Source organism: Mycobacterium sp., assembly GCF_044223235.1.
Classification (GTDB): domain Bacteria; phylum Actinomycetota; class Actinomycetes; order Mycobacteriales; family Mycobacteriaceae; genus Mycobacterium.
Window position 1 is genome coordinate 1 of record NZ_JBGAME010000045.1, and the last position, 12,200, is coordinate 12,200.

10 protein-coding genes and 1 rRNA gene are annotated in these 12,200 nt (G+C 67.7%); 4 read left to right on the top strand and 7 right to left on the bottom strand.

Going from position 1 to position 12,200, the window contains the following annotated elements; all coding sequences use genetic code 11:
• The 4 genes from ADBZ6K_RS26120 to ADBZ6K_RS26135 all read right to left on the bottom strand — a co-directional run.
• Positions 1–332, bottom strand: a 16S ribosomal RNA gene (locus ADBZ6K_RS26120); the annotation flags it as partial.
• A gap of 494 nt (positions 333–826) precedes the next feature.
• Positions 827–2,101, bottom strand: a complete 1,275-nt coding sequence (gene tyrS / locus ADBZ6K_RS26125; RefSeq protein WP_526352208.1) for a tyrosine--tRNA ligase — start codon at positions 2,099–2,101, stop codon at positions 827–829.
• Between the two features lie 36 nt (positions 2,102–2,137).
• Positions 2,138–5,164 carry an nSTAND1 domain-containing NTPase gene (locus ADBZ6K_RS26130; protein WP_526352210.1) on the bottom strand — a complete coding sequence of 1,009 codons (3,027 nt, stop codon included), beginning with the start codon at positions 5,162–5,164 and terminating at the stop codon, positions 2,138–2,140.
• 72 nt (positions 5,165–5,236) lie between these two features.
• Positions 5,237–5,872, bottom strand: coding sequence for a DNA-3-methyladenine glycosylase (locus tag ADBZ6K_RS26135; protein WP_526352212.1), 636 nt, complete (start codon positions 5,870–5,872; stop codon positions 5,237–5,239).
• Between the two features lie 61 nt (positions 5,873–5,933).
• Here ADBZ6K_RS26135 and ADBZ6K_RS26140 point away from each other — a divergent pair, with 61 nt between their 5' ends.
• From ADBZ6K_RS26140 to ADBZ6K_RS26150, 3 genes are all read left to right on the top strand, one after another.
• On the top strand, positions 5,934–6,698 hold the full coding sequence (locus tag ADBZ6K_RS26140; protein WP_526352214.1) for an ABC transporter ATP-binding protein: 765 nt from the start codon (positions 5,934–5,936) through the stop codon (positions 6,696–6,698).
• Entirely contained in the window at positions 6,632–7,462 is an 831-nt protein-coding gene (locus ADBZ6K_RS26145) for an ABC transporter permease (protein ID WP_526352216.1), read from the top strand. Before ADBZ6K_RS26140 ends, ADBZ6K_RS26145 begins: the two co-directional genes overlap by 67 nt.
• A gap of 71 nt (positions 7,463–7,533) precedes the next feature.
• Positions 7,534–8,097: a TetR/AcrR family transcriptional regulator gene (locus ADBZ6K_RS26150; protein ID WP_526352222.1), complete on the top strand. Its 564-nt coding sequence runs from the start codon at positions 7,534–7,536 to the stop codon at positions 8,095–8,097.
• Here ADBZ6K_RS26150 and ADBZ6K_RS26155 read toward each other — a convergent pair.
• The 3 genes from ADBZ6K_RS26155 to ADBZ6K_RS26165 all read right to left on the bottom strand — a co-directional run bounded on the left by ADBZ6K_RS26155 (position 8,079) and on the right by ADBZ6K_RS26165 (position 11,958).
• Positions 8,079–8,285 (bottom strand): Trm112 family protein, encoded by a 207-nt coding sequence (locus tag ADBZ6K_RS26155; RefSeq protein WP_526352218.1) that lies wholly within the window; start codon positions 8,283–8,285, stop codon positions 8,079–8,081. The genes ADBZ6K_RS26150 and ADBZ6K_RS26155 overlap by 19 nt on opposite strands.
• Positions 8,286–8,291: 6 nt before the next feature.
• Positions 8,292–8,846: a hypothetical protein gene (locus tag ADBZ6K_RS26160; protein WP_526352220.1), complete on the bottom strand. Its 555-nt coding sequence runs from the start codon at positions 8,844–8,846 to the stop codon at positions 8,292–8,294.
• 100 nt (positions 8,847–8,946) lie between these two features.
• Entirely contained in the window at positions 8,947–11,958 is a 3,012-nt protein-coding gene (locus ADBZ6K_RS26165) for an AMP-binding protein (protein WP_526352224.1), read from the bottom strand.
• A 90-nt stretch (positions 11,959–12,048) separates the two neighbouring features.
• Here ADBZ6K_RS26165 and ADBZ6K_RS26170 point away from each other — a divergent pair.
• A partial coding sequence (locus ADBZ6K_RS26170) for an ATP-binding cassette domain-containing protein (protein WP_526352226.1) occupies positions 12,049–12,200 on the top strand: 152 nt, incomplete at its 3' end.

The following is a 12,200-nucleotide window of genomic DNA, read 5'->3' on the forward strand; positions in this document are numbered from 1 at the left end:
AGTCTGGGCCGTATCTCAGTCCCAGTGTGGCCGGACACCCTCTCAGGCCGGCTACCCGTCGTCGCCTTGGTAGGCCATCACCCCACCAACAAGCTGATAGGCCGCGGGCCCATCCCACACCGCAAAAGCTTTCCACCACAACCCATGCAGGCCGTGGTCCTATCCGGTATTAGACCCAGTTTCCCAGGCTTATCCCAAAGTGCAGGGCAGATCACCCACGTGTTACTCACCCGTTCGCCACTCGAGCACCCCGAAGGGCCTTTCCGTTCGACTTGCATGTGTTAAGCACGCCGCCAGCGTTCGTCCTGAGCCAGGATCAAACTCTCCAAACAAAAACCCCCACCCCAAAAAGGCAGGCAGAATCCGAATCAGAAAAATCCGATCACAAAACAAGACACCAAAAACTGGCATCAAAAAACAACCACACCCCAAACGGGAAAAGAGGCATGGCCAAAAACAACAAACAAAAACCACCAAACACACTATTGAGTTCTCAAACAACACACCCGTTCCGCTCGCGCAACCAGACCCGCGGCGATTAGCCGCTTGTCGGTAGTGCGGACGGTCGGGAACCCACCGAAGTGGCTCTTCCCTCTGGATGGCCACCGCGCTCTGCGGCTTCCCGCGTCGCGGCGACCTCGAACAAGTTACGTGAGGGAAAACTCGGAGTCAAATGGCCTGATAGACGGGGTTTTCAAGCTCCACCGGCTGATCGTGCGCACGTCAGTGCGTCGGCTCCGACACGGGTAGAACGCACCTCCTTCGCGTTTTGTTCCCGGACCGTGATCACTATTTACTGGGACTGTCGGCAAGATCACCGGGGCGGTCAGCCGACGCGCTCCACGCCCGCGATGTTGCGCTTGCCACGACGTAGCACCAGCCAGCGCCCGTGCAGGAAGTCCGACGGATTCGGCACCCACTCCTCGCTCTCGATGCGCACGTTGTTGACGTAGGCCCCGCCCTCGGCAATGGTCCGCCGCGCGGCGCCCTTGCTCGCCGACAACCCACTGGCGACCAGCAGGTCGGTGATGCTGTCGGGTCCGCCCGGCTTCAACTCGGCGACGGCGGCCTCCCGCAGCGCGGCCGCCAGCGTGGACTCATCGAGGTGGCCGAGGTCACCCCGCCCGAACAACGCCTGGCTGGCGTGCTCGACCGACACGGTCGCCGCTTCACCGTGCACCAGCGTCGTGAGTTCGCGGGCCAGGCGACGCTGGGCCGCGCGCTCGTGCGGCCGCGACCCGGTCGCCTCCTCGAGCTCGGCGATCTCACCCGCGTCCAGGAAGGTGAACCACCGCAGGTAGGCGATGACGTCGGCGTCTGCGGTGTTGATGAAGTACTGGTACCACGCGTATGGACTGGTCATCTCGGGGTCCAGCCACAGGTTGCCGCCGCCGGTCGACTTGCCGAACTTCTTGCCTTCGGAGTCGGTGACCAGCGGGGTCGTCATCGCGTGGACCCCGGCACCGCGCATCTGCCGCACCAGCCGCACGCCGGCGATGATGTTCCCCCACTGGTCGGATCCGCCCACTTGCAGCGTGCACCCGTGGCGGCGGTGCAGCTGCACGTAGTCGTTGGCCTGCAGCAGCATGTAGCTGAACTCGGTGTAGGAGATGCCGTCGCCGTCAAGCCGGCGCCGGACAGTGTCGCGGTCGAGCATCACGTTGACCGAGAAGTGCTTTCCGATGTCGCGCAGGAACGCGATCGCGGACAGTTCCCCTGTCCAGTTCAGGTTGTTCTCCACGATCGCGCCGGTCGACGAATCGTCGAATTCGACGAACCGTTCCAGTTGCCCACGGATCCGGCTCGCCCAGTCGGCGACGGTGTCCGCCGAGTTCAGAGTGCGTTCGCCGGTGTCGCGCGGATCGCCGATCATGCCGGTCGCGCCACCGGCCAGCACGATCGGACGGTGGCCGGCCCTCTGAAAGCGGCGCAGCGACAGCAGCGGCACCAGATGTCCCGCATGCAGACTCGGCGCGGTCGGGTCGAATCCCGAATAGAGGGTGACGGGCCCGGCCACCAGATCCGCCGCCAGCGCGTCCCGGTCGGTGGACTGTGCAATCAGTCCACGCCACTCCAACTCATCGAGGATGTTCGTGCCCATGATGCGATCTTTCCGCACCGGATTCGGCTGATCGAATCACCCCGGCGCGCCGGACGGCGCCAAACCAAAACGTCGCAGATCCTCATCCGACAGATCCCCCGCCAACTGCTCACGCGCCGTCGCCAGCCAATCGTCGTCGGTGTCGGACTCGAAGAGTCGCGGTGAGTACACCAGCAGGCCGCCCTGCCGGTCGGAGACCAGAAACGCGTTCCCGTCGGGATGCCACGCCACGTCCAGCACATAGCCCGCGGCGCCGGTTCCGTCGACCTCCTGGCCGGTGAGCGTCGTGGAGCCGGTGATCCTGAAACGCTCGGTGAACGACGGCGTGTCCCAGACTGTGACAAAGCGTCTGCCGCCCCCGCTGGCCAGCATGCGGCCGTCATGGCTCCAGGCCACGGACAGCGCGAACTCGTTGGGCAACCGCGCGACACGCCGGAAACCGGTCACCACCCACACCAACACTGTGTCGTCGACGCTGGCCGTTGCGAACTGTCGACCGCCCGGTCGCCAGGCGATCTTGTGGACGTAGCGGTTGTGACCGGGGCTTTCACCCATGAGTTGCCCCGATTCGGCGAATATCCGCACGACGCCGTCCCCACCACCGGTGGCGAGAATTCGGCCGTCGGGACTCCAGCTCGCCCGCATGCCGGGAACCTGGGTGATCTCCTTCGCCTTCATGGCGTCGAAGATCTTGGTGCGGCTGTCATTCCCGTTCGCCAGTCCGACGGCCAGCCGCACGCCGTCGGGGTTCCAATCGACGGACTGCGGCGCATAGTTCAACCGCAGCGTCTGGATCTTTTTCGCGCGCGCCATATCCCAGATCACCACCCGCTTGTCGCGGGATCCGGCCGCCAGATGCTTGCCGTCTGAGCTGACGTCGACGGTGTCGACCCAGTCGCCCATCGCGAACTTCCGCAGGACGGCACCGTCGTGCAAGGCGATCTCGACCACGCCGTCGCGCTGCGTGCCGAGTACCACCGTCGGCCGTGTCGGGTGGACCACGAAACACTCGACCCCGCTGATGTCCGCCGCCAGCCGGCGCGGGGTGGCGAGGACGACCCGGCGCAAGAGCGATCTGACGGTGTCGTGGACGGGACTGTCAGGCGCGCCGCGGGCTACCTCCGCCGCGGCGATCCCGAGCCGGAGGCTGAGTTGGGGGTTCTGGGTGATCGACGCCTCCGCTTCCAGCACGAACTCTCGCGCACGGGATTCTGCGAGGGCCTGCCTGGCCCGGACCTCGGCTCGTACCGCCGCCTGCCGTTGGTCGTTCGCCTCGCGAAAGAGCTCTTCCCATCGGTGTTCTTCCTGTTCCTCGTTGTCCAGACTCGCCCGGATGTAGCCGAGTTCCTCGGTCGACAGGTCGCCTTCGGTGTCCTGCCAGTGTTTGGCTTCTGCGAGCACAGCCCCGCGCAACAGCGCACCCTTGTCGCCGCCGGTGCGGCGCCATTCCGCGATGTCGCCCCGAAGTCGCTCCCGCCACAGCAGAAAGCCGCGCTTCTCGGTCAACCAGGTGTGCAGCAGATCCCAGGAGGTGAACAGCGCCTCATGGGCCACCTCGAGCGTGCGCGTTTCCTTGTCGCCCGCGGACACCAGCAGGCGCGCCTTGACGAACCGCTCCAGCCAGCCATGCGCGGCCAGCGGCAGGTCGGTCCACGGCGCGATCCGTCGCACGAATTGCCCGTCGTCGTTGATGCGGACCAGCGCCAGGAACGCGGTCCGCAGAGCCTGCTTCTCGACGTCACCGAATCGCGGTGAGGCGAGCTCCTGGTCCGCGGTCTTCGCGATGGCCGACTCCAGGCTGCCCAGCTCACACCGGTACTGCTCGACAGTCAGAAGTCCGTCGACGCCGTGCCTGTCGAAAAGCAACCGCAGCGTGAACGCCAGCAGCGGCAGCGCATTGGGGCTACGGGTGTCGGCCACGAGTGCCTCGACCAGGCCGGTGCCCAAACGCAGCCCGCAGACTTCGGCAGGACCACCGATCACCCTGGTCAGCCCGTCCGGCTTCAGCGGTCCGATGGGCCATGGCTCGTACGGCAACCCGATGAGCTCACGCTTGGTTTGGAACTGACCGAGGAAATCCGAGCGCATAGTGCCGAGCGCCATCAGATGGCGGCCGCCGGAGCGGAGCGCTCCGGCCAGCAGCCGAAGGAACACCGCGTTCTCCGAATGCTCGTCGCCGAACAGGTTCTCCTCGAACTGATCGACGACGAGGAGCACGGTGGCCTCGGACCGGTCGGCTGCGAGTCGGAGATCCGTCGCGAGATCGAGCAGTACGGTGCCGCCGTCTTCGGCCTTTCGCAACGCTTCGCGGATGTCTCGCCATTCCCGTCGTGAGCCGGCCTGCGCCAGCGCACCGGACAGGACAAGCGCCAACTGGGTCAGCGGATCGGTTTGGGGCCGCAACGGTGCCACCACGAGCCACTGATCCGGGTCTCGGGCCAGCCGGGGAAGCAGCCCGGCACGGACGAACGACGATTTCCCGCAGCCCGACGCGCCGAGCACCATCGTCAACCGCGCACCGCCGAGTCGGCGCAGACGAGTCAGCGCGTCCAGTCCGTCCTGGATCTCGCCCTCGCGGCCGAAGAACACGGCCGCGTCGCGCTCACCGAAGGACAGCAACCCGGGAAACGGCGGACGCGAGCCGTCCCAGTCGAACATCTGTCGTGGGTCCAGACCCTCTCGGTCCAATGCGGCGAAAAGCCTGCGATAACCGTCCTCGATGTCGCCCTGCATGTCGACGACCTGGCGCGAGAGCAGAATGGGAGCGACTTCGCATGGCGCGATCTTCACCGGGATCACCAGTTTGCCAAGGGCTTTGGCGTGGGTGATCTCGGCAAAGCACCAGGGCGACTGCATCGAGTCTTCGGTGCATAGCACCACGAAGACCCGGCACGCACGCAACCGCGCGTACAGTTCCTGCTCCCACTCGCGTCCCGCTGGGATCCCGTCGGCCGGGTCGAAGTCAAGGAAGACCGACCGGTGACCGCGCTCGGCAAGGCGCGCCTTGATCACGTCGGCGGCCGCGTTGTCCTTGCTGCTGTGGCTGAGAAAGATCGCCGCCATCGAATACCCTTCGCCGCGTCGTCGGATTCTAGGACGACAAGGGCGGTCTCGATGGGCGGTCGGTGCAGGATGTCAATCGCTCTCGCCGGGCGCCGGGGCCCGCGGGCTGCGCCGGTACGCCGACACCTCGGGCCGTCCCGTGATCCACAACCGCCAGGGGCGATCGGCGGCCCTGCTAACCCCCACCCGCGCCCCCCGGCTCACACCCACCTTCGGCCCCGAACTCGCCGCCTCCGCTCGGCCCAGCTCGAGTCGAATCGGGGAGCCGGCATCGAACAGGTCGATTCCGTTGTCCGCCATGGTGATTCCGAGCGCGGAACACAAATTCCCCGGCCCGCGCGCCAACGCGGCGGGACGAACAGCTGGCCCGCGGCGATCCCGGGCAACATCGGCGCCAGCGGCCACGGCGGCCGCGCGCAGCAGCACCGCACCCGCGACGCCGTCGAACGCACAGACGACGTTCGCGCAGACGTGAATGCCCATGCTGCGGTAGGTGTAGAGCCGCCCTGCCGGACCGAACATGACCCGGTTGCGGCCCCCGGGGCCGCGATAGGAATGCGACGCGCCGTCTGGCCACGGACCATCGGGTGGGCCGCCGTACGCCTCGACTTCGACGACCATCGCGCTCACATCGCGCCCGGTAAGGGTCGCCCCGAGCAGGGCATGCGCCGCGGTGAGCGGATCCACGGCCAGGTCCTTGCCGGTCACCGTCGAGATCCTACGGAGTGGGCCTTGACATGCCGATCTCCGCGGGCGCATTATTCATTTCATGATGAGTTCATCAAGCGATGAATTACTCCGCAACGGTGCGGAACCGGTCATCACCATCGACCGCCTCCGCGTCGTCCGGGGTAAGCGCGCGGCGATCCACGACCTCTCGGTGCGGATCGCCCGCGGAACCATTACCGGGCTGCTCGGCCCGTCGGGCTGCGGTAAGACCACGCTGATCCGATGCATCGTCGGGAGCCAGATCGTGGCGGGAGGCACCGTCACCGTGCTCGGATCGCCCGCGGGATCGCGGGAGCTGCGGAACCGCGTCGGGTACCTGCCCCAGGATCCGACGATCTATAACGACCTTCGCATTGTCGACAACGTCCGCTACTTCGCCGCCCTGTACGGCGCGGATTCCCGGGCCGCCGATGACGCCATCGAGGCCGTCGGCCTGGGCGATCACCGCACCGCGTACTGCGCGAACCTGTCGGGCGGTCAGCGCACCAGGGTGTCACTGGCCTGCGCGCTGGTCGCGCGCCCCGAGGTGCTCGTGCTCGACGAACCGACCGTCGGCCTCGACCCGGTCCTGCGGGTCGACCTCTGGGACCAGTTCAGTGCGCTGGCCGGAGCGGGAACGACGTTGCTGATCTCCAGCCACGTCATGGATGAGGCCGACCGGTGCGCTGACCTGCTGCTCATGCGCGACGGTCACCTGCTCGCCCACACCACCGCCGATCGTCTACGGGAGGACACGTCATGTACGTCGCTGGAGGAAGCGTTCCTGTCGGTGATCCGGCACAGCACGGCAAGCCAGGCCGGCTGACGGTGTCCCGCCACAAGTCCGGCTACGCCGCGACGACTGCGCGGATCCTGCGGCAGTTGGCCGCCGATCACCGCAGTGTCGCGATGATCCTGGTGGTGCCCAGCGTGATCATCACGCTGATGTACTTCATGATGTCCGACGTGCCCACTTTCCCGGGTGCGCCGTCGCCGTTCAACGCCGCCTGCCTGATCCTGCTCGGGCTCTTCCCGCTGCTGGTGATGTTCCTGATCACCTCGATATCCATGCAGCGGGAGCGGGCATCCGGCACGCTCGAACGGATTCTCAGCACCCCGCTGCGACGATCGGAGCTGCTGGCCGCGTACGGGACGGCCTTCTCACTGGCGGCCGCCGCCCAGGCCAGCATCGCGTGTCTGGTCGCCTTCTGGCTGCTCGGATTCGACACCGCAGGCAACCCGATCTGGGTTTTCGCGATCGCCATCGCCAACGCGGTGCTCGGGGTCGGCCTCGGCCTGCTCTGCAGCGCCTTCGCCCGCACCGAATTCCAGGCCGTTCAGTTCATGCCCGTCGTCATCGTTCCGCAGCTGCTGCTGGCCGGCGTCATCGTGCCGCGCGGCGCCATGCCGGCCTGGCTGGAGTGGATCAGCAACGCGATGCCGGCCAGCTACGCGCTGGAGGCGCTGCAGCAGGTCGGAATTCATTCCGAACTCACACACATTGCCGTGCGCGACATCGCTATTGTGGTGGCCTTCGCGGCGGTGGCTCTGGGCTTGGCCGCGGCGACCCTACGACGGAGGACACCGTAGCGACAACGGACGCCAATGCGGAACGCAAACGCCCCGGGCGTCCGCCCGGGACGTCGGACACCCGCGAGCGGATCCTGACCAGCGCGCGTGAGCTGTTCGCCCGCAACGGGATCGACAAGACGTCGATCCGCGCGGTCGCCACCGCCGCCGGGGTGGACCCCGCGCTGGTGCATCACTATTACGGCACCAAGCAGCAGCTGTTCGCAGCGGCGATCCACATCCCGATCGACCCGATGGCGATCATCGGTCCGCTGCGGGAAACCCCTGTCGAGGAGATCGGCCACCGGCTGCCGAACCTGCTTCTGCCGCTGTGGGACTCCGAGCTCGGGTCGGGCTTCATCGCCACCCTGCGGTCGATACTGTCGGGCAGCGACGTCGGCCTGGTGCGGTCGTTTCTGCAGGAGGTCATCGCAGGCGAGGTGGGGCCTCGGGTCGACGACCCGCCGGGATCGGGCCGGGTCCGTGTGCAATTCGTCGCGTCGCAGCTGCTCGGCGTGGTGATGGCGCGCTACATCCTGGAACTCGAGCCGTTCACGTCGCTGCCGGTCGAGCAGGTCGCCGACACCATAGGGCCCAACCTGCAGCGTTACCTCACCGGCGATCTGCCCGGATTTCCTCAACCGGAAGCGCGCTGAACCAACCGCTCGTGTTCGGCGTCGTCGACGTCGACGGCCTCGTCGATCAACAGCACCGGGATGCCGTCGTCGATGCGGTAGGCACGCCGCAGCCGTGGGTTGTAGAGCACGCTGTCGTCGACGAGTAACAGCGGCCCACGGTCCTGCGGGCACACCAGGATGCTCAGCAGCGTGTCATCGAGCGGCATCGTCGGCTACGGGCCGATCGGCTGCTGACCGGTACCGCCGGGTGCGATGAAGACGCCGGCGCCGGTACCGTTGTCAGGGGCCGGCATGCCGGGCGGCACCTGATTGATACCGACGGTGAACGGGCCGCCGCTCGGGGCTCCGACGGCCGCCATCTGGGCCTGCGTCTTCCGCTGGTAGGCCAGGGTCTCCTGAAGAGCCTTGATCAGCGGCGCCTGATTCGGCCGAGAGTCCAGCGCCTTCTCGATGGCCGCCCGGTTCGCGCTGGACGGATAGAAGCCCTGCGCACGCATCTTCAACACGTCATGGATCAGGTTGGACAGCTGACCGCCCCCCGCACCCAGGTCGTAGTCCGCCCTGACGATGGCGAGCGCCTCATCGGCGGTCATCGGCTTCTTCTCGGCCTGGGCGTCCGGGGCGTCCGGCTCGGCGGCCTGCGTCGTGGTCGGGGTCGCCGGTTGGGCGAACGCCATCGGAGCGCCCGCGCCGAGGACACCCGCGACCAACGCGCAGCCGGCCACCGTGTAGGCGACGCCGCGGCGCCGGCCGGAGGGTCCCGTCATGGTCTGCAACCTCATCAAACCTCCAGTGCGCACATGCCCGGCCTGGCGGCGAGCTGCCACCAGCGGGAGCCTAACAGCGCGGTCGCCGCCCAGCACAGCCTCAGGACTCGCCGCCTTCGTCGCCCGGATCGTCATCGTCCTCCCGAGGTTTGAGCAGTTCGGCGCGGACCGCCGCGGTCAACCGCTTATATCGACGTGTGTCGGTATCGAAATACCAGGCGTTACGCGACGCCCTGGGCAGACCCGACCGGCGAAGTGGGGTGATCAGCGGCCGGTAGGAGGCGGTGAGCTTCATATCGGCAACTACGTGCACGACGTCGGGGGGGTTGCCGACGGTCAGATCGGCCAGCGCATCGGACAACTCCGCGGCCAGCACGGTGCGCCCCGGGCGCACCGCCAGCGCCGTCACACCAAGGTTCCTGCCGCCGGCCTCCACGGCGTAGGTCACCGCCACGTCGACCGCGTCGACGCGGCCGACGGCGTCGTTGACGGGCCACGCGTATACCTGGCCGCGGTCGGTGTGGACGATGGCTGCGCGGTTGTCCACCAGCCAGTAGTCGCCGTCGTCGTCGCGGCGGAACAGGTACTCCGTGGACACCCAGGTGTCGGCCGGCGCGAAGACCCCGCGCTTGATCGACGCGGTCGGGTCGATGGGGCCCCGTGGATGGGCCAGCAGCACACCGACCTCATTGGTCTGTGCCCGGCGCACGAAACCTCGCTCGTCCTCGAGGATGAGGTCGTCGTCGGGGTCGTAGGCCGCCAGTTCCACCTCTCCCCCGCCCGGCAGCGGCCTGCCCTCGCTGCCGATCTTGACCCCTGACACGTTGCCGAGCACCGCCTGCCCGTCGGAGGTCGCGAAGAACTCGACCACGTGGGCGGGGGCGAAGACGTCGATGACGCGTTTCCACAACCCCGTCGGCATCCCCGAACCGATGAACAGCCGCACCGGATGGCCACCGGTCAGCGAGAACGACGGGTCGTTCATCACCTCGCGCAGCATCGCCCAGGTATAGGACACCACCGTCACGCCGTACTGGCGGATCTCCTGCAGGAACCGGTCGGGGCGCAATTCGCGCGACAACGCGATGCGCGAGCCGCCGACGATCGCACCGCCCAGGCTGACCAGCAGGCCGGACTGGTGGTGCAGCGGCGTCAGGCAGTACACCGTGTCACCACGGCCCAGATTGGCGGCCGACGCGGTACCGAACGCCGACAGCGCCCAGCGGAAATTGGTGATCTGGCGGGCCACCAGTTCGCCGCTGCCCGAGCTGAACCCCACGAAGGCCAGGTCGCGGGCCAACCCGGGGTTGGGCCGGTACCAGCCTGGCAGCTCGACCTCATCAGGGTCGATCCGCTCCATGTCGACCACGTCGGCGTCGTCGGCGTCGTCGGGCAGGTGCAAATCGCGCGCTTCGCCGCCGCCGAGCGCCAGCACCCGCATCTTCAGGCTGCGCGCGGCCTCCAGGTTGCTCGGGTCGGCGATCACCTCCGACACTGCGCCGAGCCGGGCCGCCCTCGGCAGGTCGCCGTCCGGCGGCATGAGCACCGCGACCGCGCCCAGCCGGGACAGTGCGACGATCGCGACGAAGGCGCTCGGCCTGGTCTCCATCAGCACGCCGACATGGGCGCCCTGCCGTACACCGACGGCGATCAACCCCCGAACGACGTTGTTGATCCGCCGGTCCACCGCCTCGAAGGTATGGACGCGGCCGTCGAACAGCAGGCAGTCCCCACCGGGCGAATTGCGGGCCTGCTCGGACATGATCCGGCCCAGCGAGATCCTGGTGTGGTCGTTGATCTGGCCGAGGCGTGCGAGCCTGGGCAACGTCCGCACCGTCTCCACCGCCAGCGTGCGCGCCGATTTGTTCGCGGCGACGATGGTGTCGGCCGCCGAGCGCACGACCCCGAAGGCCATCTCCGTGGCGGCGGTGGCGCCGTGGGCCACCCGCGACGTCAACGAAACGCCGCTCTCGGTTCGCTCCGCGGGCCGCAACGCCATCGGCGCGATGAGCTCGGGCATGTCGGCGTCGCCCTCCAGCCACTGCACCCACTGCGCGACCGTCGGCCACGTCTGGGTGGCCGCCTTCGAACCCACGACCAGGCCGAAATGGCCTGCGCGGATGAGGAATTCGTAGACATCGGCGGCCGGTGCGGCGCGTTTGATACCGCGCACCGACGCCGGCTGACCGATGTCGTCCACCTCACCGACCACGGCCAGCACCGGGCAGTCGATGTCGGACAGCGTCACCAGGTCGCCGTGGATGGAGAACCCGCCGGTCATCATCCGGTTGTGGGCGATGAACTGCTTGAGCAGCTCGGAGATCGCCGGACCCGACCACGCGATCCAGCCGTCGGAGGCCAGGAACCGCCGCTGCTGCTCGCGCGGCAGCAACGCCTCGCGGTCGTGCAGCTGCAGCAGGAAGTCCATCCGCGCCTGCGCCGTCTTGATCGGGTCGAGCATCTGGAACCCGGCGCGGGCCAGCCAGCCCGGGATGTCGATGCGGCTGAAGATGTGATCGGCCATGAAGTCCGCCGCCGCCGCGCCGAATCCCGCGGGCATGTTCATCGGCAAAGCGGCCAGCGTATCCACCGGCGCACCGAACGCCACGATGCTGGCCAGATCCTTGGACCGGCGGTAGGCGGCGGTCTGGTAGCAGAACATCCCGCCCTGGGAGTAGCCGGCCAGGTGCACGTCGCGGCCGGTCCCGGACTTGACGGTGTCGATGGCTTCGTTGAGGGCCACGATGTGGTCGGCGAGGGTGCGCTGCATGCCGCCCTCGACCTTGTCGGGTGAGCCGAAATCGATCACCCACGGGTCGATACCCGCCTTGTGCAGGATGCCGACCGCACCGTCGTCGCGGGTGACGTCCCACATGTCCGCGGACATCATCATCGGGTGCACCATCAGCACGGGCGGTCCCGGCGAGGCCGCACCCGGGCGGGTGTCGGGCGGGAAGTACCGGCGCAGCCGATACATCGGGACACTTTCGACGATCTGGAACGGCGAGGGCACCGAGCCGGTCTCCAGCCCGCCGTAGCGCAGCACCTCAAGGCCGTTCTGGGCGGTGGCCATCAGCCGCCCCACCGGCCCCGTTATTGCCGAGAGGTTCAGCACGTCAATCCCCTCATGTGCCAGCGAATCGCCCCGACATCATGGCACAGGGCGCAACGGGCCCGGACCGGTAAGGCTAACGTCGAGCGGGTGGCGCACCTGCTCGGGGCCGAAGCCCTGCACCTCGAATACCCCACCAAGGTGGTCTTCGACGGCGTCTCGCTCGGCGTGGACGAGGGGGACCGGATCGGCATCGTGGGCCGCAACGGCGACGGAAAGTCGAGCCTGCTGTCCCTGCTCGC